Origin of the sequence: Rhodococcus sp. DMU1 (assembly GCF_012272955.1) — a bacterium.
GTDB classification, from domain to species: domain Bacteria; phylum Actinomycetota; class Actinomycetes; order Mycobacteriales; family Mycobacteriaceae; genus Rhodococcus; species Rhodococcus aetherivorans.
Window position 1 is genome coordinate 1745203 of the sequence record NZ_CP050952.1, and the last position, 19189, is coordinate 1764391.

At 70.5% G+C, this 19189-nt stretch carries 22 protein-coding genes and 1 tRNA gene; 13 read left to right on the forward strand and 10 right to left on the reverse strand.

The genetic code is table 11. The annotated features are described in order from the left end of the window. Position 1: 1 nt before the first annotated feature. The 6 genes from HFP48_RS08265 (at position 2) to HFP48_RS08285 (ending at position 3539) form a co-directional block, all read left to right on the forward strand. Positions 2 to 664 (forward strand): septum formation initiator family protein, encoded by a 663-nt coding sequence (locus HFP48_RS08265; RefSeq protein WP_161996909.1) that lies wholly within the window; start codon positions 2 to 4, stop codon positions 662 to 664. Beyond that, the gene (locus HFP48_RS08270) at positions 661 to 1188 is read left to right on the forward strand and encodes a DUF501 domain-containing protein (RefSeq protein WP_006940800.1); all 528 of its coding nucleotides are present in this window, start codon (positions 661 to 663) and stop codon (positions 1186 to 1188) included. Before HFP48_RS08265 ends, HFP48_RS08270 begins: the two co-directional genes overlap by 4 nt. Continuing rightward, a complete protein-coding gene (locus HFP48_RS08275; RefSeq protein WP_168579341.1) occupies positions 1185 to 2144 on the forward strand; it encodes a Ppx/GppA phosphatase family protein in 960 nt (319 codons plus the stop codon). Before HFP48_RS08270 ends, HFP48_RS08275 begins: the two co-directional genes overlap by 4 nt. Positions 2145 to 2210: 66 nt before the next feature. After that, a tRNA-Leu gene (locus HFP48_RS08280) sits at positions 2211 to 2284 on the forward strand. A 113-nt stretch (positions 2285 to 2397) separates the two neighbouring features. Further along, positions 2398 to 2868, forward strand: coding sequence for a helix-turn-helix domain-containing protein (locus tag HFP48_RS31260; protein ID WP_246872461.1), 471 nt, complete (start codon positions 2398 to 2400; stop codon positions 2866 to 2868). Then, complete coding sequence (locus tag HFP48_RS08285) at positions 2757 to 3539, forward strand: IS630 family transposase (protein ID WP_210432779.1); 783 nt, start codon at positions 2757 to 2759, stop codon at positions 3537 to 3539. Before HFP48_RS31260 ends, HFP48_RS08285 begins: the two co-directional genes overlap by 112 nt. Positions 3540 to 3631: 92 nt before the next feature. Here HFP48_RS08285 and HFP48_RS08290 read toward each other — a convergent pair whose 3' ends face one another. Together HFP48_RS08290 and HFP48_RS08295 are read right to left on the reverse strand one after the other, a co-directional pair. After that, complete coding sequence (locus tag HFP48_RS08290; RefSeq protein WP_168579342.1) at positions 3632 to 4465, reverse strand: DUF1214 domain-containing protein; 834 nt, start codon at positions 4463 to 4465, stop codon at positions 3632 to 3634. Next, positions 4462 to 4812 (reverse strand): DUF1254 domain-containing protein, encoded by a 351-nt coding sequence (locus HFP48_RS08295; protein ID WP_168579343.1) that lies wholly within the window; start codon positions 4810 to 4812, stop codon positions 4462 to 4464. The genes HFP48_RS08290 and HFP48_RS08295 overlap by 4 nt, the downstream gene beginning before the upstream one ends. A gap of 297 nt (positions 4813 to 5109) precedes the next feature. Here HFP48_RS08295 and HFP48_RS08300 point away from each other — a divergent pair, with 297 nt between their 5' ends. Next, positions 5110 to 5280, forward strand: coding sequence for a hypothetical protein (locus HFP48_RS08300; RefSeq protein WP_168579344.1), 171 nt, complete (start codon positions 5110 to 5112; stop codon positions 5278 to 5280). A gap of 32 nt (positions 5281 to 5312) precedes the next feature. Here HFP48_RS08300 and HFP48_RS08305 read toward each other — a convergent pair whose 3' ends face one another. Then, entirely contained in the window at positions 5313 to 5492 is a 180-nt protein-coding gene (locus HFP48_RS08305; protein WP_006935779.1) for a hypothetical protein, read from the reverse strand. A gap of 144 nt (positions 5493 to 5636) precedes the next feature. Between HFP48_RS08305 and HFP48_RS08310 the strand changes: the two genes are divergently transcribed. After that, positions 5637 to 7130 carry an amidase gene (locus HFP48_RS08310; protein ID WP_168579345.1) on the forward strand — a complete coding sequence of 498 codons (1494 nt, stop codon included), beginning with the start codon at positions 5637 to 5639 and terminating at the stop codon, positions 7128 to 7130. Between the two features lie 19 nt (positions 7131 to 7149). Here the strand turns inward: HFP48_RS08310 and HFP48_RS08315 are convergent, their stop codons facing one another. The 3 genes from HFP48_RS08315 to HFP48_RS08325 form a co-directional block, all read right to left on the reverse strand. After that, complete coding sequence (locus HFP48_RS08315) at positions 7150 to 7299, reverse strand: hypothetical protein (protein ID WP_006935782.1); 150 nt, start codon at positions 7297 to 7299, stop codon at positions 7150 to 7152. Positions 7300 to 7393: 94 nt separating this feature from the next. Next, entirely contained in the window at positions 7394 to 8095 is a 702-nt protein-coding gene (locus tag HFP48_RS08320; RefSeq protein WP_050034815.1) for a type 1 glutamine amidotransferase domain-containing protein, read from the reverse strand. A 276-nt stretch (positions 8096 to 8371) separates the two neighbouring features. After that, positions 8372 to 8515, reverse strand: a complete 144-nt coding sequence (locus HFP48_RS08325) for a hypothetical protein (protein WP_006935784.1) — start codon at positions 8513 to 8515, stop codon at positions 8372 to 8374. A gap of 364 nt (positions 8516 to 8879) precedes the next feature. Between HFP48_RS08325 and HFP48_RS08330 the strand changes: the two genes are divergently transcribed. Beyond that, positions 8880 to 10391 carry a DUF4389 domain-containing protein gene (locus HFP48_RS08330; RefSeq protein WP_050034816.1) on the forward strand — a complete coding sequence of 504 codons (1512 nt, stop codon included), beginning with the start codon at positions 8880 to 8882 and terminating at the stop codon, positions 10389 to 10391. 69 nt (positions 10392 to 10460) lie between these two features. On the opposite strand, the gene HFP48_RS08335 is transcribed toward HFP48_RS08330, so the two are convergent. Beyond that, on the reverse strand, positions 10461 to 10658 hold the full coding sequence (locus tag HFP48_RS08335) for a CsbD family protein (RefSeq protein ID WP_006935789.1): 198 nt from the start codon (positions 10656 to 10658) through the stop codon (positions 10461 to 10463). 135 nt (positions 10659 to 10793) lie between these two features. Here HFP48_RS08335 and HFP48_RS08340 point away from each other — a divergent pair, with 135 nt between their 5' ends. After that, positions 10794 to 10985, forward strand: coding sequence for a hypothetical protein (locus HFP48_RS08340; protein ID WP_029542193.1), 192 nt, complete (start codon positions 10794 to 10796; stop codon positions 10983 to 10985). 25 nt (positions 10986 to 11010) lie between these two features. Here the strand turns inward: HFP48_RS08340 and HFP48_RS08345 are convergent, their stop codons facing one another. Next, a complete protein-coding gene (locus tag HFP48_RS08345; protein WP_006935791.1) occupies positions 11011 to 12027 on the reverse strand; it encodes a magnesium transporter CorA family protein in 1017 nt (338 codons plus the stop codon). Between the two features lie 51 nt (positions 12028 to 12078). After that, a complete protein-coding gene (locus tag HFP48_RS08350; RefSeq protein ID WP_065922860.1) occupies positions 12079 to 15573 on the reverse strand; it encodes a serine/threonine-protein kinase in 3495 nt (1164 codons plus the stop codon). Positions 15574 to 15734: 161 nt separating this feature from the next. On the opposite strand from HFP48_RS08350, the gene HFP48_RS08355 reads away from it, so the two are divergent. The 3 genes from HFP48_RS08355 to HFP48_RS08365 all read left to right on the forward strand — a co-directional run bounded on the left by HFP48_RS08355 (position 15735) and on the right by HFP48_RS08365 (position 18181). Further along, positions 15735 to 16094, forward strand: coding sequence for a hypothetical protein (locus HFP48_RS08355; protein WP_006935793.1), 360 nt, complete (start codon positions 15735 to 15737; stop codon positions 16092 to 16094). Beyond that, the gene (locus tag HFP48_RS08360) at positions 16088 to 17233 is read left to right on the forward strand and encodes a methyltransferase (protein ID WP_168579346.1); all 1146 of its coding nucleotides are present in this window, start codon (positions 16088 to 16090) and stop codon (positions 17231 to 17233) included. The genes HFP48_RS08355 and HFP48_RS08360 overlap by 7 nt, the downstream gene beginning before the upstream one ends. 96 nt (positions 17234 to 17329) lie before the next feature. Beyond that, on the forward strand, positions 17330 to 18181 hold the full coding sequence (locus HFP48_RS08365) for a Bax inhibitor-1/YccA family protein (protein ID WP_029542200.1): 852 nt from the start codon (positions 17330 to 17332) through the stop codon (positions 18179 to 18181). Here HFP48_RS08365 and HFP48_RS08370 read toward each other — a convergent pair. Next, positions 18178 to 19140 carry an SGNH/GDSL hydrolase family protein gene (locus tag HFP48_RS08370; RefSeq protein ID WP_050034817.1) on the reverse strand — a complete coding sequence of 321 codons (963 nt, stop codon included), beginning with the start codon at positions 19138 to 19140 and terminating at the stop codon, positions 18178 to 18180. The two genes, HFP48_RS08365 and HFP48_RS08370, sit on opposite strands and share 4 nt — an antisense overlap. Positions 19141 to 19189 lie beyond the last annotated feature (49 nt).

A 19189-nucleotide genomic window follows, 5' to 3' on the forward strand; every position in this document is an offset into this window, starting at 1 on the left:
CATGAGCCAGCGCGGTAGGTCCCGGCCCGGTGCCCGGCGCACCCGCACCGAGGGTGCGCCGGGCGTCCGGCGGCCCGGACGGGCCCGCCCGGCCGGACCTACCGCCTCGACGGAACCGCCCGCCGACGCTCCCGGTGCCCGCACCGGGGGCGCATCGGGGCGGGCCCGGCCCACCCGCGTCGGAACGCCGCGCGAGTCCCGGCCCGCCCGTGCCGAGCGCACCTTCTTCGGCCTGTCCACCGGCCGTGCCGTCGTCCTCGCCCTCGTGGTGTGCGGCCTCGCACTGACCCTCGCGGTTCCGTTGCGCACGTACGTCAGCCAGCGCTCCGAGGCCGAGCGGGTCGCCGCGGAACGGGCACAGCTCGAGGAGGAGATAGCGGCGCTCCGCGAACAGAAGGCGCAGATCGAGGACCCGGCGTGGATCCGCGCCCAGGCCCGCGAACGGCTGCGGTTCGTCATGCCCGGCGAAACTCCCTACCAGGTGCAGCTGCCCGGCGACTACCAGGAACCGGTCACCGAGCAGACCGAGGAACTGCCCTCCACCGGCGCCTGGTACAGCGACCTGTGGCAGTCGGTGTCCGTTCCCGCGCCAGAACCCGAACCCGCCCCGGTGCCGCGGCAGATGCCGGTGGCGCCCCCAGAACCAGGAGAACCGACCGGGTGACCGATCCCGTCGCACAGGAAGACCTCGACGCCGTCGCCGCCCAGCTCGGGCGGGCCCCGCGTGGCGTCCTCGCCATCGCCTACCGCTGCCCGGACGGAGCCCCCGGCGTCGTGAAGACCGCGCCGAAACTGCCCGACGGCACGCCGTTCCCGACGCTGTTCTACCTCACCGATCCGCGGCTCACCGCCGAGGCCAGCCGGCAGGAATCCGGCGGGGTCATGAAGGAGATGACCGAGCGGCTCGCCGCCGACCCCGACCTCGCGGCCGCGTACCGGCGGGCCCACGAGTCCTACCTCGCCGAACGCGACGCCCTCGACTCGCTCGGCACCGACTTCAGCGGCGGCGGCATGCCCGACCGCGTCAAGTGCCTGCACGTCCTGATCGCGCACTCCCTCGCCAAGGGGCCGGGCGTGAACCCGTTCGGCGACGAGGCCGTCGCCCTCGCCGCCGACGCCGGCCTGCGTGGCACCGCCGTCCCCGCCGACTGGCCGACCTACGCCGAGCTGCGCGGAGAGACCGAGTGACCGCCGTCGGCGCCCGCCGCGTCGCGGCGATCGACTGCGGCACCAACTCCATCCGCCTGCTCATCGCCGACCTCGGCGACGACGGCCGGCTCACCGACGTGACGCGGCTGATGCGCATCGTTCGGCTCGGGCAGGGCGTCGACGCCACCGGCCGGTTCGCGCCCGAGGCGATCGAACGCACCCGCGTCGCCCTCGTCGAATACGCCGACCTCATCCGGGAGACCGGTGCGCAGGCGGTGCGGATGGTCGCGACCTCCGCCACCCGCGACGCCGCCAACCGGGACGACTTCTTCGCGATGACCCGCGAGGTCCTCGGTGCGGTGATCCCCGGTGCCGAGGCCGAGGTCATCACCGGCGACGAGGAGGCGCGGCTGTCCTTCACCGGCGCCGTCGGCGAACTCGACCCCACCCGGGGGCCGTTCGTCGTCGTGGACCTCGGCGGCGGCTCCACCGAGGTGGTGCTCGGCGACGCCGACGGTGTTCATGCCGCCTACTCCACCGACATCGGCTGCGTGCGGCTCACCGAGCGGTGCCTGCACGACGACCCGCCCACGGCCGAACAGATCGCGGCGGCCCGAGAGTTCACGAGGGAGAAGATCGCCGAGGCGCTCGCACACGTGCCGGTCGAGCAGGCCCGTACCTGGGTCGGCGTCGCCGGCACCATGACCACGATCGCGGCCCTCGCGAACGGCCTCGCGGAGTACGACCCCGAGCGCGTGCACCTGTCCACCGTCGGTTTCGACCGGCTGCGCGAGGTGTGCGACGGCCTGCTCGCCGCCACGCACGACGAGCGCGCGGCGCTCGGCCCGATGCACCCCGGACGGGTCGACGTCATCGGCGGCGGGGCGATCGTCACGACCGTGCTGGCCGACGAACTCGGCCGTCGCGCGGGCATCGGCGAGCTCGTCGTCAGCGAGCACGACATCCTCGACGGGATCGCGCTGTCGATCGCGTAGGTCGCCGTGGTGTCCTTCCGGACCTGCCCGGGTCCGGGAGGACACCACGCACTACCCTCTTCTTGCGCCCCCATAGCCCAATTGGCAGAGGCAGCGGACTTAAAATCCGCGCAGTGTCGGTTCGAGTCCGACTGGGGGCACTCGATCTGTACTATTCGCGGCCTAGTAGCGTGTCGCTGCTTAATTCTGTCCTGTTTCGTTAGGGTTGGGGCGGCAGACTTCCCCTTCCCCTCTGCCGGTCAGGACTGTTGTCATGCCTTCACAGAAGAAGCGTCCGGTGACGTTGAGCTCGGCTGATCGTGAGTTCTTGGAACGATTGACCACCACCGGGGTGCATCCGGCCTCGATGATCCGACGGGCCCGGGTGTTGCTGGCGCTGGACACCTCGGCCGGGGTGGTGGATGAGAGGAAGGTGATCGCAGCCCGGTTGGGAGTCTCGGGTGAGACGGTGCGACTGGTGGCCAAGCGGTTCGCTGAGACCGGTCGGGACGTGGAGGCCACGATCGGGCGCAAACAGCGTGACCTCCCGCCGGTGCCGTCGCAGATCACCGGCGAGATCGAGGCCAGGTTGATTGCGTTGGCCTGCTCGAAGCCGCCCGAGGGTCATGCCCGGTGGTCGCTGCGACTGCTGGAGAAGCACGTCGCCCTGGTCGAGGGCATCCCCGACCTGGACCACTCGACCATCGGCCGGATCTTAAAAAAACGAAACTTCGTCCTCACCTGAAGAAGTGTTGGACCATCCCACCAAAAGCGAACGCGGAGTTCGCCGCTCGGATGGAGGATGTCCTGTCGGTCTACGCCCGCCCCCACGACCCCTCTCACCCGGTGGTGTGTATGGACGAGAAGCCCTACCAGCTCCTCGCTCACGTGCGTGAGCCGATCCCGGCAGGCCCGGGGCGCGATCTGAAGGAGGACTCCGAGTATGTGCGGCACGGGACCTGTTCGATCTTCTGCTGGGTCGAGCCTCTGGCCGGCTGGCGGCGTGTCGATGCCCAGCCCCGGCGCACCAAGGTCGACTGGGCTCGGCAGGTCAAAGAGCTATTGTGCGTGGACTACCCGGACGCGGAGACGGTGGTGCTGGTGATGGACAATCTCAATACTCACGGCATCGGATCGCTCTACGAGGCCTTCGAGCCGGCCGAGGCGTTCGCGCTCGCACAGCGGCTCGAGATCCACCACACCCCCAAACACGGCTCGTGGCTCAACATCGCCGAGATCGAGCTCTCGGTGCTGACCCGCCAGTGCCTGGACCGGCGCATCGAGGACCTCGAGACACTGGGCGCCGAACTCGCTGCCTGGCAACGGCAGACCAATGCCGATCAACGCCAGGTCCAGTGGCACTTCACCACCGACGACGCCCGCATCAAACTCCGCCACCTATATCCCAAGACTTAGCGGCGACAGTCTACTAGGCAAATGACCCGCACCACCGGGTGCGTCGTCGGGTGAACAGCACGAGGTGCCCAGCATCGACGGCGGTGATCCCTTCAGATCTCCACTTCTTCGATCTCCCCGGGGCGCCAGGACTTGTCGAAGAACGGTTGCAGCGGGCTGTAGAGACGCAGGCACACACACCATTCCCTGCCCGGCGTCGTCTGGATCCAGTTGCCATCGGGTACGCCGTCGGGGAGTTCGGGCGCGAAGTGCACCGTCGTCGACCCGTCGGGATCGGCGGTCGCAGCCCGGCGAGGGTAGCCCTGGCTGCCGACTTTCGAGAATCGTTGCGGTGTGTCGAGCATGGACCGGGTCTGGTTGTCCCACGCGGTCAGGGACCAGAACCTGGCGGCCGGGATGCCAGGGGGAAGCGACACCGTGTAATGCCTGCCGCCGTCGAGGGTTCGGCCCTCTTTGTCCGCGGCCGCGACGAGGTACTGCGAACCGAGGTTCGTGATCCGCATGCACATCGCCGGACTGATTCCCCAGGCGAAGTAGAAGAACTGGGTGCGAAGATGCAGCTTCCGTGCGCCGTCGGACGGGTACGGCCCGATTCCCGTGTCGGAAACCTCCGCGGGCGGGGTCATGAGGTCGTAACCGCCCGCGAGCAGGCCGTTGACCCATTGCGACGCCTCCCCGTAGTAGTGGACCCCGTCTTCTGTGCGCGGGCGGAAGGTGAGGGTGCGTGCGATCGCATTGCCCACGGCGGCTGCCTCGGTCAGGATCTCCCGCATCCGTGCGTCCGGCTCGAAGGCCTTGCCCTTGACGATCCCGATCGCGGCGAGTTCGCCGGCAATCTCGGCATCGAGTGCCTCGGCGGGCTGGTCGCTCACCAGGTCACTCGCGAACTGGTAGAACGAACTGTCGTTGGGATTGACGGTGTTCATGGGGAGACCGGTTCCCTCGACGAACCGCCGGCACCGCGGTCCGGGCCGTCCATGCCGGAGTCGGTCACCCACCGTGCCCACATGTCGTTCATGAATGTGAGTGTGAGCGGCGGACTCTCGACCACCAGTGGACCGCCGGTCAGGTCCGCGGACGTCGAGAAGTAGAGAGAGCTGGAACTTCCCCCGAGCAGGATCGTCCTGGAGTCCAGCATCCCCGACCACACGACGACGTCGTTGTCCCGGATGCCCGCCTCGAGATACCCCTTGCGCATCGCCCAGCTGTTGACTCCGGGAAGTGCATTCAGGAACGTGTTGAGGGCCTCCGAAGGCCGCGTGGTTTCGTCCATGATGTCGGTCCTCTCTCGGAATCAGTGGACTCGTCCCGGACGAAGGCCCTGGTCGCGGCGCATTCGTCGAATCATCTGCGCTCAGCAGCCGCCCGGCAGCGAAGGCCTGTTGCTGTCCCCGACAGCCGACCGACACCCACTGATCATCTTGTTCGCACGGACTTGCGGACCGGCCAGGTGCTCACCGTTGTCGGGGCTCTGTTCTCGGACGCTCGTGACTGCCGGCGAGCGTTGACGGAGGCGGACGACCGCTCGTCTCACCCAGCGGAGGACCCGCGATGACGATACGTTCGGTGTATGTCGAACGAAACCGAAAGTGCCGTTCTGCCCCTCAGCACCCCGGTCACGATGAGCATCGTCCGCGCGTTCCTCGCGGGCGCTCCGGAAGACGCCACGCTGGAACTCGCTTCGTCCAATTCTGCAGAGCCGAGACTCGTGCTGACGTGGGCGAAGCGTCAGGAGGGCTGAATCCACCCCCCGAGCAGCCCGGTCCGCTGCGGTCAGGTCCGCTCGGAGTTCTCCCGCTTCTCCCAGTCTGCCTCGACCTGCTCCTCCAGGGTCCATCCCGGGGTTCCCGCCCGCGGATGCGTGTGCGCCCACGCCAGGGCCTCGTCCTCGGTCTCGAACGGCTGCTGGTCGACGACGGACCCGTCTTCGTTGACTATCCGAAAGTGCTTCATATCCAAAATCGTTGCAGGCCCCCGTCCCGATCGGGCGCATTCGGTCGAACCCGGTCGCGCGAACATCGCGTGAAAGCGCTCCCCTCGCGCTGGCCCCGGCGGGAGAATGAGGAGACACAGCCGGGTTCCCGAGGAGGCGGAGCCGTGGACTACGCCGAGTACCGCCGGTTCGACGCCGTGGGCCTTGCCGGGCTCGTCGCGAGCGGGCAGGCCGACGCGGGGGAGCTGCTCGAGGCGGCGCTGAGCCGACTCGACACTGTGGAGCCGACTCTGAACACGGTGGTGTACCGGCTCGACGAGCGCGCCCGTGCCCGGGCGCGCGAGATACTCACCGGCCCGTTCGCCGGGGTGCCGTTCCTGGTCAAGGATCTGTTGCAGGACGTCGCCGGGACGCCCACCGGAAGTGGCAGCCGCGCCCTCTCCGCACTGCCCGCCGAGCGCAACGCGCTGGTCGTGGACCGGTGGCTCGGAGCGGGACTGGTGATCTTCGGGAAGACCAACACCCCCGAGTTCGGCGCGAAGGGCATCACCGAGCCGGAGGTCAACGGTCCCACCCGTAATCCGTGGAATCCCGCGCACACCCCGGGCGGATCCTCCGGGGGTTCGGCCGCCGCGGTGGCGGCGGGGGTGGTGCCGGCGGCGGGGGCGAACGACGGCGGCGGTTCGATCCGCATCCCGGCGGCGTGCTGCGGGCTGGTCGGCCTGAAACCGGGGCGCGGTGTGGTTCCGAGTGGTCCCGCGTTCGGTGAGCTCCTGCACGGAGCCGTCAGCCACGGGGTGGTGACGCGCACGGTACGGGACACGGCGGCGATGCTGGACGTGCTCGCCGGTCCGGACCCGGCGGGTCCGTATCTGGTTGCCATGCCCGAGGATTCGTATTCCTCTGTGGCGTCGGAAGAACCCCGCAGGCTGCGCATCGGATTCGCGACGGAATCGCCGCTCGGCACGCCGGTGGATCCGGCGGCCGTCGCGGCCGTCGCCGATGCGGCGACCCTGCTCGGCGAACTCGGGCACCACGTGGAACCCGCGGCCACCGGAGTCGACGAACGCGGCCTCGCAGTGGATTTCCTGACGATGTGGTTCGCGGGGGTGGCCGTCGAGATCCGGCGAGCCCGTCGGCTCACCGGGTGTGGTCCCGAGGGATTCGAAATGGACACCCGTCTTCTCGCCGCCCTCGGGGACTCGGTGCGGCCGTCCGAGTACCTCGCCTCGCTCGAGCGGTGGAACGGATACGCCCGCCGGTTGGCGGTCTTCCATGAGACGTACGACCTGTTGCTGACTCCGACGCTTGCGTTCCCGCCGGCGCGGATCGGTGAGTTGACCACCCCCCGCGTCGTCCGCGCCGCCGGTCGCGCCCTCCTCGCGGCACATCTGGGAGGGGTCCTCCGCCGGGCGGGCGTCATGGATCGCATCGTGGACGAGAACCTCGGTCGGACGCCCTACACCCAGTTGGCGAATCTGACCGGAAGGCCGGCGATTTCGTTGCCGCTGTACTGGACGACGACGGGCCTGCCGCTCGGGGTGCAGTTCGTGGCGCCTCTGGGCGGTGAGGGTTTGCTGCTGTCCCTGGCGGCCGAACTCGAGCGGGCACGACCGTGGTTCGACCTGCAGCCGCCGTTGTCGGTGCCGGCTGCCTGACTGCAGTGTCGGCCACGCGTCAGGGCAGCGGCGCGCCCGCCGTCAGCAACAGCACGGTCCCCACTGCGACGACGACCGCGATCATCACGACGATCGCGGCCGTGCCACGGGGCTCTTCGGGGTCCCCGAAGAACGGCTCTTCCTTGTTCCACTTCCACAGCCGGCGCACCCCTACATGAAACCGGGTGACCGGTATGTCCGCAATGTGACACCCCGCGCCCCGGCTCGGTCAGGGCGACAAGCGTCGCCCGCTCGGGGCGAGATCAGTTCTTCGCCGCCTCGACCACCCGCTCCGCCACCTCGCGCGACGACGCCGGGTTCTGTCCGGTGTAGAGGCGGCGGTCGACCACGACGTGCGGTTGCCACGCCGGTCCCGCGGAGAACTGGGCGCCGCTCTCACGGAGGCGATCCTCGAGCAGCCACGGCGCCTTCTCGGCCAGCCCGGCCTGCGTCTCCTCCTCGTTCGTGAAGCCGGTCATCCGGTACCCGTCGAAGAGCCAGCCGCCGTCCGCGCGTCGTGCCGGCAGCAGTGCGGCGGGGGCGTGGCATACGACGGAGACGAGCTTGTCGGCGTCCAGGAAGTTCCCGAGCAGCCGGCCGAACGGTTCGGACACGGCAAGATCCTCCATCGGGCCGTGCCCACCCGGGACGAACACGAGGTCGTAGTCCTCGGCGCGCACGTCCTCGAGCACGGTGGGGGAGTCGAGGACCGGCTTCAGGTCGGCGAGGGTCTGCCGCAGTTCGTCGCTGCGCTCCTCGCCTCCGGCGGCGTCGGGCGCGAGACTGGCTTCGTCCACGACGGGGGTGCGGCCACCCGGTGTGGCGAACGTGATGTCGAATCCGGCGTTGGTGAACACCCGGTACGGCTCGATCAGCTCCTCGGCCCAGAACCCCGTGGGGTGTCGCGTCCCGTCGGCCAGCGTCCAGTGATCGGCTCCGGTGACGACGAACAGCACCTTGGTCATGATGGAAGTCCTTCCGGTCGGGAAAGGGTCGTGGGCGACCCTCGGACTGCGTTCCCGTTCCCGGCCGATTCCAATCGTCGACCGAACGGCGTCCGGAATGACGAACGCCCCGGCGCGGGGCCGGGGCGTTCGCGTGGCCGGGTCTTCCCCACCGGCCGCCGTCCACTGTACGCCTTCCGGACGGCGGCCCTGTCGCACGGGCCTCGAGGGCAGGGAGACTGCCGGGATCGTCTGGCGGGCTTGTCATCCCGCAATCCGGGCCGGCAGTGACGCGGATCAGGCCCGGGCGGAGAAGATGCCGTGGTAGTCGTACGGACCGCTCGGCGGCTGCGAGGTCGCGACGGGCTCGGTGTTCCCCTCGTCGCCGGGAGTGGTGGGCTCGACGAAGAGCGGCGTCTGGAACTCGGTTTCGTTGTGCATGATGTCCTTTCGGGCCGGCGAGCCGGGTCGGGGCGGCGGAGCCGCAGCTGTGGTACCCCGACGCTGCCGCCGCTACACCCGTACCCGGTATGCGGGTAGGACGGTCACGGGACAGGGCTCGGTTGGTGGTGCTCGACCGAAATCACGCTGTACTCGCCCGATCGGAAGCGATCGACCGAGACGTGTCGTCGATGCAGTCACCCTACACGGCGGGAGGTGGCCGATGCGTTACGCGCATGGAACCTGTGCGTGACGTGTCGCGGGGTGCGGCGCGGCGAGGTGAGGCAAAGTCTTGTTCGTCCTGTTCGGTGGCGTCTACGGTGAGTGCGGACCGCGTGTACGACACTGCGAATCGGAGGCCGATATGAAGGCCGGCAAGATCGTCATGTTCGTTGTAGGCGTCCTGCTGTCGATGCTCGGCCTGGCGTTGCTCGTCGCCGCCGGAGTGCTCGGCTGGGGATACTTCGCCCAGCGCGACGACGGCTGGTTCACCGCTCCCACCGAGCGGTACCGCACCGACTCGAGTGCGCTCGTCTCCGAGCGCATCGACCTGGTCTTCGACGACGCGCCGACAGGTTTCGGCGCCGAGGACCTCGGCCGGCTCAGATTGCGTGCGGCGTCGGAGGATCCCGGCCGGCCGGTGTTCGTCGGCATCGGCCCGCAGGCGGAGGTCGACGCCTTCCTGTCCGGCGTCGCGCACGCCGAGATCACCGACGTCCGGTTCGAGCCGTTCCGCGCCGAGTATCGCGAGATCCCAGGCGACGACCCCGCCCGCGTGCCCGGTGACGAGGACTTCTGGGCCGCGTCGGCCTCCGGCCCGGGCACCCAGGAGCTGCGCTGGGAATTCCAGGAAGGGGTGTGGTCGATCGTCGTGATGAACGCCGACGCCACCCCGGGCGTGGCGGTGGACCTGCAGGCGGGCGCCCAGTTCCCGTTCCTGGGACCGCTCGCGCTGTGGCTGCTGATCAGCGGGCTCGTGCTACTGGTGATCGGGGTGCCGCTGCTCGTCCTCGGAGCGGTGGGACTCGGCCGGCACGGCCCGCCCGCGGCGCACGCTCCGCCTCCCTCAGCCGTCGCCCCGGGCTCCTATCCGGTGATGCTGCGCGGCGATCCGGACGCGCCGTCGCGCGGGCTGTGGCTCGTGAAGTGGCTCTTGGCGATCCCGCACTACATCGTGCTCTTCTTCCTCGCGATCGCGCATTTCGTCACGACGATCGTCGCGGGCTTCGCGATCCTGTTCACCGGCCGCTACCCACGGCCGCTGTTCGACTTCAACGTCGGCGTGATGCGGTGGTGGTGGCGCGTCGGGTTCTACACCTACGCGGCCCTGGGCACCGACCGGTATCCGCCCTTCACGCTGCACCGCACGGACTATCCCGCCGATTTCGACGTCCCCTACCCGGAACGCCTCTCCCGGGGACTGGTGCTGGTCAAGTGGTGGCTGCTCGCCGTCCCGCACTATCTGATCCTCGCCGTGCTCGTCGGGGGTGGGGCCACAGCGGCGTCGGGGAACGGCGACGACTGGGACGACGCGGTGTGGACCTACTCGTGGTCGCTGCTCGGCATTCTCGTGCTCGTCGCGGCGATCGCCCTGCTGTTCACCGCCCGTTACCCGAGCGGGTTGTTCGATCTCGTCGTGGGCATCAACCGCTGGCGGTTCCGCGTGTGGGCCTACGCGGCCCTGCTGCGCGACGAGTACCCGCCGTTCCGGCTCGACCAGGGTCCCCGGGAACTGCACGAGTACGCGGCACCGGAGGGGCCGCACGACGACCTCCCGCCCGAACACGGCCCCACCCGAACGCAGATCCCGCTCTCGAAGGAGCAGTACGGCGACCCGGCCTCCGGGGAGCAGACCCGCCCCGGGGAGGGACGCTGACGGTCCCCGGACATGAGCCGTGGCCTCGTCGACAGGGTCGACGAGGCCACGTGCATGCGTGCCGCGGCACTACTTCTTGAACGAGTCCTTGACCTTGCCGGCGGCGTCGGAAATCTTGTCGCCGGCCTGCTTGAGGCTGCTCGACGCCTGGTCGCCCCGGCCCTCCGCCTCGAGGTCACGGTCACCGGTCGCGCGGCCCGCTCCCTCCTTGGCCTGACCGGACACGTCCTCCGCCTTGTGCTTGGCCTTGTCGATGAAATCAGCCATGTCTCCTCCTTCGTCCGTGGTCGCTTCCCCTGCCGGTTACCCCACAGCGCGTCGGCTCAATCCCCGCGCCGCGGGGACGGCTCAATCCCCCGCGCCGCGGGTTTGGCCGCCGCGTCACCGGGGAAAGCCCCGGGCATGGCTACTTACCGAGTGATCGACCCCAAGGGCGAAGTGGTGGCGACCAAGGACATCGAGAGCGCGGACGACGCGCACGCCTGGTTCGTGGACTCCAAGGCCGACAACAGCGAGCTGGGCTGGCGTATGGAGGTCAGGGTCGAGGGCGACCACGACTGGCGGTTCTTCGACGACACCGAAGGAACCTCGTAGCACGGCCGGACGCGGGCCGCGCCGGTCACAACCAGTTGCGTTGCTTGAACACGATGTAGAGCATCCCCGCCGACCCGGCGATGATCGCGGTGCTCGACAACACCCCGCTCCACTGCCCGAAGCCGGGGTACGGCACGTTCTGGCCGTACCAGCCCGTCACCGCGGTGGGCACGGCGATGATCGCGGCCCACCCCGTGAGCTTCCTCATCACCATGTTCAGCCGCGCGTCCTGCAGCGACAGGTTGGTCTCGAAAACCGTGGTGACCATGTCGCGCAGCGACTCGGTCCACTCCGTCGCGCGGATCACGTGGTCGTACAGGTCGGTGTACCAGCCGTCGAGCTCGACGGAGTTTCCCCGCTCGGCCCGGTGCCGCATCACCGCGGCCACCACCTCCCGCATCGGCAGCACGACCCGGCGCAGCTGGACGAGTTCCTTGCGTACCCGGTAGGTGTGACGCTGGAGCGCGCGAATGTGCGCGCGCTCGTCGAACAACCCGTCCTCCAGTTCCTCGATCGCGTCGTCGAGCCCCTGAATGGTCTCGAACTGGCCGTCGACGACGACGTCGAGCAGCCCGTGCAGCAACGCGGCGGTGCCGTGCCGGAGCAGATCGGAGTTGTCGTCCCAGCGCCGCATCACCTCGCCGACGTCCAATCCGGTGCCCCGATGCACCGTGACCAGGCCGCGCGGGACCACGAACACCGAGACCCGCGTGATCCTGAGCCGTGACCCGTGCGCATCGGCCGGCTCGCTCTCGTCCGCCAGCGACGTGGCGTAGATCGTCATGAAGGTGTGGGTGGCGTAGCGGGTGACCTTCGTGCGTTCCGCGTGCGCCACGACGTCCTCGACGGCATGCGGATCGAAATCCAGCTCGTCCGCGACGTCGGACAGCTCGCGGTGCGTCGGATCGTGCAGGTCCACCCACACCAGGGCCCCCTCGTCCTGAAGGTGCTCGGAGACCTCGGCCAGCGGATAGTTCTCGGCGACGAGCCGTCCGTCGCGCCAGAGCCGGGTGCGGACGTGGTCGGGAACAGCAGCGGTCACGTTCGCAGTCTGCCCTACCCGTCCGCCGACGCGTGCCCCGACGGCCGGTGCTCAGAGCGCGGTGCTCGTGCCGCCCGACTCCGTCAGCCGCAGCATCTCGTCGAGAAAGGCCTCGTCCACCGCCGGCCAGTCCGGGGGCCACAGCAGAGTCTGCAGCCGGTCGCGGAGCAACGGGAGGACCTGCACCACATGGGCTCCACCGTCGACGAGATAGCGGAGCATGCCCAGCCGCCCGCACGTGGCCACCGCGGGGGCCAGCACCTCCTGGGCCTCCTCGAGACGTCCGGCCGCGTGCAGGCACGCCACGAGCAGCCGCGCCGCCTGCAGTTCGGCGCGGTACCGGCCGCGGCCGGACACCCGGCGATGCCACAGCCGGGCCCAGTCGCAGGCCCGGGCCACGTCCTCGGCCCGGCCCGTGCCGTAGAGGAGACGGATGGCGGTGGCGTCCTCCACCTGCGCGGTGATCTCCGCGATGCCGTCCGGATCCGGGGCGTCGGAATCCGGCATCTCCCGCGGGGCGGGCCGCGGAACCGGCAGGCCGAGCCGCACGCGTTCGTTGATCACCCGGGCACGCAGCCGCGGCAACCGGTAGTCGTCGGCGGCCCGCGCTCCCTCGTCGAGCAGTGCCGCCGCCGCGGCGCGGTCGCCGCGCAGCGCCTTGAGCCGCGCGGCCGTGACGAACCGGGCGATCATGAAGTCCGGTACGCCGCCCTCGGTTCCGAGCTCGTGACTCTCGTCGAGCAGAGCCTCGGCCTCGGCGATCCGGCCCTGCTCGTAGAGCAGCTCCCCGAGCATGGCGGCGGCCAGGCGCGCGGCATGGGTGTGGACGCCGCCCCCCTTGCGGGCGGCCCGCAACCCCGCGCGGAAGTGCCTTTCGGCCGTGGCGACGTCGAGCTGCTCGTTGGCCGCGATGCCGAGCAGGCACAGCCCGTACACGAGGCTGAAGGGGCCGTTGGTGGCCCGGTGGTACGGCTCGGCCCACCGCTGCCGTCGCCGCGCCGCCTCGAAGTCGAACCGGTAGACGTCCACGAAGGTCGCCACGTTCGCCGCGACGGACACCACCCAAGGGCGGAAGGTGTCCGGGTCGTCCAGGCACGGCGCGACCTTGTCCGCGACGCCGGCGGTGTGGTCGGTGGAGGCGGCGACGACACCGTCGACGACGTCGGCCTCGACCTGCAGGACCGCGATGTCCTCCTCGGGCGCGTTGCAGCAGCTCAGGCATCCCCGGGCCGCGGCGAGGGCGACGCGGGTCTGGTCGGCCCGTTGCAGCAACGCGTTCGCCCACGCGACGGTCATCTGCAGCTGCGGATGCGCCGCCACCCCACGCGGCGGCAGTTTCGCGACCAGCGCCAGCAGCGTCGTCATGTGGGAGTGCTCGACCAGGAGCATCCCGTCGGCGGCGACCATCTCGACCGCGAGTTCCGGCTCGTCGGCGCTGAGCGCATGGTCCACGGCCTCGCGCAGCATGTGCTGGCGCGCAAACCATTCCGCGGCGGCGTGGTGCAGCGCGCCCACGCGTTCGGGGTGATCGCGTTCGAGCCGGCGGCGCAGGAAGTCCGCGAACAGCCGGTGGTAGCGGAACCAGCGGCCCTCGTCGTCGACCCGGCGCAGGAACAGGTCCCGCTCCTCGATCTGCTCGAGCATCGCCTGCCCGTGCGGGTCGCCGGTGAGCGCGGTGGCGAGGCTGCCGGTGATCTCCTCGGTGATCGACGTCGCGAGCAGGAACTCGTACACCTCCGGCTCGAGGGTGTCGAGCACGTTGTCCGCGAGGAACTCGCCGATGGCGTGGTGCCGGCCGGAGAGGTTCTCGATCAGCCCGGTCGGATCCTCACTGTCGCGCAGCGACAACGACACCAGTTGCAGCGCGGCGACCCAGCCGTCGGTGACGTCGGTCAGGTCGCGGACGTCCTCGGGCTCGAGGTCCAGGCCGCTCACGTCGCGCAGAAAGGCATCGGATTCCTCGGCGTCGAAACGCAGGGCGTCCGAGTCGATCTCGATGAGCTCGTCGAGGACCCGCATCCGGCTGAGCGGTAAGCCGGCCTGGCTCCGGCTGGTCACCACGATCTGCAGGTGATGGCACCCGCGGTCGAGGAGGAAGTCCAGTGCGGCGACGGTCCCCGGGGCGGTGACGAGGTGCCAGTCCTCGATCACCAGGGCCATCGGCGCCTCCTCCCGGTGGATCTCGTCGATCAGGGTGGACAGCACGTACCGCTCAGCGTCGTCGCCGTGGGCCTCGAGCACCTGCCGCAGCTGACGGGCGAACTGCGGACGCACCTGCCGGAACGCCTCGATCAGATGGGTGAGGAACCACACCACGTTGTTGTCGTCCCGATCGACCGCGAGCCACGCCACCGCAACACCCTCGGCGGTGAGTACCTCCCGCCACTGGGCGGCCAGCGTCGACTTCCCGAACCCGGTCGGGGCGTGGATCGCGACGAGGCGGCGGCGCCGGCCGAGGCGCAGCCGGTCGATGAGCCGGGTGCGCTTCACCAGCGGCCGGGTGGGTGCCTGCGGCCGGAATCGGGTTGCCGGCACCGGCGGCGTGGTGATCGCGGTGGGCGTGGGGTGCGGTCCGGTGGTGTGCGTGGTCCCCGCGACCGGCAGCGGCCCGAGACTGTCCGGACCCACGGGCAGCGCCATCTCGTCCACGTCGCAGCCGCCGCGCTCCTGCGCCTGCTGCAGCAGCTCCCCGAACTCCGCGGCGGACTGCGGACGGGCATCCGGCTCGGTGGCCATGCCGCGCTCGAGGGCCGAGCACACGTCGTCCGGGACGCCGGTGCTACGCAGATCCGGGACCGGTTCGGTCGTGATCCGCAGGAACTGTGTGACGACCTGCTCGCCGCGGCGCCGCTCGAACGCCGCGTGCCCGGTCAGCGCACAGAACAGGGTGGCGGCCAGGCCGTAGACGTCGGCGGCCGGGGTGGGCGGCGTGCCGGCCAGGATCTCCGGCGCGGTGAACGCCGGGGAGCCGGTGATCGCGCCCGACGAGGTGTGGAAGCCGTCGCCGATGCGCGCGATGCCGAAGTCGGTCAGCTGCGGTTCGCCGTACTCGGTGAGCAGGATGTTCGCGGGCTTGACGTCGCGGTGCAGCACGTCGGCCCGGTGTGCCGTCTCGAGCGCCCCGGACAGCTTGACGCCGATGCGCAGCACGTCCGGCCACGGCAGCGGTCCGTAGCGGCGGATGCGGGCCTCGAGCGAGTCGTGCGGGTGGTAGTGCATCACCAGGTAGGGCCGGCCGCTGCCGGTCGTGCCGACCTGCAGCACGGTGACGATGTGCGGGTGCCCGGAGAGCCGGCCCATCGCGCGCTGCTCGCGGAGGAACCGTTCGAGGTTGTCGGCGTCGAGCGTCGCGGTGAGCACCTTCACCGCGACGGTGCGGTCGAGTGCCGTCTCCCGGCACCGGTACACCACCCCGAAACCGCCGCGGCCGATCTCCACGGCGTCCGCGAACCCCGCGAGGCGCAGATCTTCGACGGTCTCGTCCTCCGCCGCGCCGGCGTGGGAGACCGGGGCTCGCCGGGTGGCGAGTGGATCGTTCTCTGCCATCGGGGCACTCACCTCACGTGGATTCCTCCAGGATAGTCCCGGGTGTGGCGGGCACGACACGGATCGATCGCCGGTTCTCCATTACCGTTGTCCGGCCGGGCCTCCCGGCAACGACGGCCGGAAACTCCGGGAAACGACACTGCGATCGGAATTGGGAAACGATGAAGAAGACTCTCGCGGCGCTGTTCGGTACGGGTGCGGTGCTGCTCGCGGCGGCCTGCGGATCGTCCGGCGACTCCGGCTCCGCAGGCGAGGGGACCACCGAGTCCACCACCGCCGCGCCGAGCACGAGCCAGGTCACCGGAAGCACCGGCATCGAGCTGGGCCAGAGCTACGACCAGATCTGCAGCGCCCTGGTGCCGTACTTCGACCAGCTCGAATCCTGGGGGCAGGACCGCACCCAGGCCGCGACCTCCGTCGCCGACGCGCAGAAGTCGCTGCCGGGTTGGGCGGAGCTGAGCGAGGAACAGCAGGCCGAAACGCTGCGCGCCGTCGAGAACGCCGGCAAGGGGCAGTGCTGACCGGCGACTCAGCTGCCGGCGACGAGTTGTTCGGCCGGTTGCGGCGCCTCCCGGACGTGGAGGCGCCCAACCTGGTCGCCGTCGACGCCGCCGACAGGTTGATCCTCGACGAAGCCGACGCCGCGCTCGCCGCGGCGCCGGCCGGGACCGTCGCGGTGATCGACGACCACTACGGCGCCCTCACCCTCGGCGTCGCCGTGCGGTACTCCGCGTCGGGGATCCGGGTGCACCAGGACTCGGTGGTGGGGGAGCGGGCCCTGGCCGCGAACGCCGCGCGCGAGGGCCTGTCCGATCGCTTCACCGTGCACGGACTCGGGGCCGATCTGCTCACCGGGGCCCGGGTGGTGCTGCTGCAGCTGCCGCGGTCGCTCGCCGCGCTCACCGAGATCGCCGAGACCGTCGCCCGGCACGCCGACCCCGGCGTGACGGTGTTCGCCGGTGGCCGCGACAAGCACATCACGCCCGCGATGAACGAGGTGCTGGCCCGGAGCTTCACCGAGGTCCGGGCCTCCCGGGGCCGGCAGAAGTCACGGGTGCTCACCGCCCGCGGCCCGATCGCCGCCGAGCCGACCTACCCGGTGACCGAGACAGTGACCGACGTCGGGCTCACCGTCGTCGCGCACGGGGCCGCGTTCGCCGGTTCCCGCCTGGACATCGGCACCCGATTCCTGCTGGACTTCCTGCCCCGGCTGCCACGCGACGCGAAGACCGCCGTCGACCTCGGCTGCGGCACCGGCATCCTCGCCGTCGCGGTGGCCCGGCGGTTCCCCGGGCTGCGGGTGATCGCCACCGATCAGTCGGCCGCGGCGGTCGCGTCGGCCGCCGCCACCGCCGCCGCGAACCACGTCGCGGACCGGGTCGAGGTCCTGCGCGACGACGTGGCCGGGTCGCTGCCGGACGCCTCCGTCGACGTGGTGCTGTGCAATCCGCCGTTCCACGTCGGCGCCGCCGTGCACACGGGCGCGGCCGTGAAGATGTTCGACGCGGCCGCCCGGCTGTTGCGCCCGGGCGGTGAACTGTGGACCGTCTACAACACCCACCTGAACTATCGTGGGATGCTGCAGCGGACGGTCGGCCGCACAGAAGTTGCAGGACGCAACCGTAAGTTCACCGTGACCCGCTCCGTGCGCACCCGGTAGAGTCCGGTTTGTCCGTGCTCGGCTCCGGTCCGGGGAACTCCCGGCGTCCGCGGATCGTTGAACGGACAGAACCGACCACGAGAAGGGATGTGCACGGTGCGCACCACCAGTAACCCGGTGTTCCGCAACCTGCCCAAGCAAGAGGGCGGCGGATACGCCACGTTCGGCTCTGCGACGGCGGGCGCCGCGCAGGTCACCCAGCAATTCGGCCAGCCGCAGTACGCGCAGGCGGACCCCTGGGCCCGGCCCACCACCGAGCGGTCGATGACGATCGACGACGTCGTCACCAAGACCGGCATCACGCTCGGCGTGCTGGCGATCTCGGCGCTGATCTCCTACGTCCTCGTCAACGGCAACGTGAATCTGGCCGCGCCGTTCGTCATCGGCGGTGGTCTCATCGGCCTGGTCCTGGTCCTCGTGGCCACCTTCGGCCGCAAGATGGACAACCCGGCCATCGTCCTGGCCTATGCCGTCGCCGAGGGCTTCTTCCTGGGTGCGCTGTCGTTCATGTTCACCGACATCACCTTCGGTGGCGCCGGCGGCGGAACCCTGATCGTCCAGGCGGTGCTCGGCACGTTCGGCGTGTTCTTCGGCATGCTCGTCGTCTACCGCACCGGGGCGATCCGCGTGACCCCGCGTCTGACGCGCATGATCGTCGGCGCGCTGATCGGTGTCCTCGTCCTGGCGCTGGGCAACCTGGTGGCGAGCTTCTTCGTCGACGGCGGCCTGGGCCTGCGCGACGGCGGCACCCTGGCGATCGTCTTCAGCCTCGTCTGCATCGGCATCGCCGCGTTCAGCTTCCTGCTGGACTTCGACGCCGCCGATCAGCTCATCCGCGCCCAGGCGCCGGAGAAGGCCGCGTGGGGCGTTGCCTTCGGTCTGACCGTCACCCTGGTCTGGCTGTACGTCGAGATCCTGCGCCTGCTGTCGTACTTCCAGAACGACTAGCCGATCTCTCCGGCCACCGTGCCGACCGCGGGCCCCGGGAACAGCCGTTCCCGGGGCCCGCGGCGTGTCCGGGGCAGCCACAGCCGGGCAGCCGCCGACGTCAGCGGCGGCTCCGGCACCGGACCGCCCGCCCAGTGACCCAGCGCGGCGGCCAGCACCGGCAGCAGGTGACGGGCCGCCAGCTCGTATCCCGCGGCCGAGGGATGGAACCCGTCCGCGGAGAACAGGCGGTCCGGCGCGGAGAGGAACTCGGGCGTCAACAGGTCTGCCAGCGGCACCGGATGCCCACCGGCCGCGCGCGTCGCCGCGGCCTGCGCGCGGGCCAGTTGCCGCCCCCACGTCCGCACCACCGTGCGCAGCGGCTGGGGGATCGCGCCGACCACCCCGAGGTCGGGGCACGTGCCGACGACCACGACGGCGCCGCCGGCGCGCAGCCGGTGCACCGCCGAGCCCAGCCGCTGCGCCGAACGATGCAGCGACTGCTTCGCGGTCACGTCGTTGGCACCGACCAGGATGACGGCCGCGTCCGGCGGCGGTCCCGCCACGTACATCGCGTCGACCTGCCCCGCCAGGCCCCGCGAGGTGGCCCCCGCGATCGCCTTCGTGCTGAGCCGGACCCGGCGACGGGACTCGTCGGCCAGGGCGCGGGCCAGCAGCACCCCGGGCACCTCGGCGGCGCTCGCGCAGCCCAGGCCGGCCGCCGTCGAATCCCCGAAGATCATCAGGTGCAGGTCGAACGGCACGTCGCGGCGCCACGGCACCGGGGACTGCGCTCCGGGCAGGTACACCCCGTCCGCCTCGGGCGGCTTCGCCCAGGTGCGGCCGATGACGCCTCTCGCTTCCGTCGCCTGGCGCATCAGGTACGTGTACGTCAGCCACGAGGCGCCGCCGGCGCCGGAGCCGGCGGCGACGGCCGTCGCGCCGGCCAGCGCCGCGGCACGCCACGAAGTTCGGGGCACGGTGGATCACCTTTCCGAGAGGACGGCCACACCCTGAAGTTGCCGTGTC

What these genes read in the sequence shown, in the direction of transcription:
- HFP48_RS08305 (WP_006935779.1), bottom strand. Translation starts at nt 5,492, where the DNA reads ATGAAGCACTTTCGGATAGTCAACGAAGACGGGTCCGTCGTCGACCAG.
- HFP48_RS08300 (WP_168579344.1), top strand. Translation starts at nt 5,110, where the DNA reads ATGTCGAACGAAACCGAAAGTGCCGTTCTGCCCCTCAGCACCCCGGTC.
- HFP48_RS08265 (WP_161996909.1), top strand. Translation starts at nt 2, where the DNA reads ATGAGCCAGCGCGGTAGGTCCCGGCCCGGTGCCCGGCGCACCCGCACC.
- HFP48_RS08290 (WP_168579342.1), bottom strand. Translation starts at nt 4,465, where the DNA reads ATGAACACCGTCAATCCCAACGACAGTTCGTTCTACCAGTTCGCGAGT.
- HFP48_RS08350 (WP_065922860.1), bottom strand. Translation starts at nt 15,573, where the DNA reads ATGGCAGAGAACGATCCACTCGCCACCCGGCGAGCCCCGGTCTCCCAC.
- HFP48_RS08335 (WP_006935789.1), bottom strand. Translation starts at nt 10,658, where the DNA reads ATGGCTGATTTCATCGACAAGGCCAAGCACAAGGCGGAGGACGTGTCC.
- HFP48_RS08355 (WP_006935793.1), top strand. Translation starts at nt 15,735, where the DNA reads ATGAAGAAGACTCTCGCGGCGCTGTTCGGTACGGGTGCGGTGCTGCTC.
- HFP48_RS31260 (WP_246872461.1), top strand. Translation starts at nt 2,398, where the DNA reads ATGCCTTCACAGAAGAAGCGTCCGGTGACGTTGAGCTCGGCTGATCGT.
- HFP48_RS08320 (WP_050034815.1), bottom strand. Translation starts at nt 8,095, where the DNA reads ATGACCAAGGTGCTGTTCGTCGTCACCGGAGCCGATCACTGGACGCTG.
- HFP48_RS08325 (WP_006935784.1), bottom strand. Translation starts at nt 8,515, where the DNA reads ATGCACAACGAAACCGAGTTCCAGACGCCGCTCTTCGTCGAGCCCACC.
- HFP48_RS08330 (WP_050034816.1), top strand. Translation starts at nt 8,880, where the DNA reads ATGAAGGCCGGCAAGATCGTCATGTTCGTTGTAGGCGTCCTGCTGTCG.
- HFP48_RS08340 (WP_029542193.1), top strand. Translation starts at nt 10,794, where the DNA reads ATGGCTACTTACCGAGTGATCGACCCCAAGGGCGAAGTGGTGGCGACC.
- HFP48_RS08295 (WP_168579343.1), bottom strand. Translation starts at nt 4,812, where the DNA reads ATGGACGAAACCACGCGGCCTTCGGAGGCCCTCAACACGTTCCTGAAT.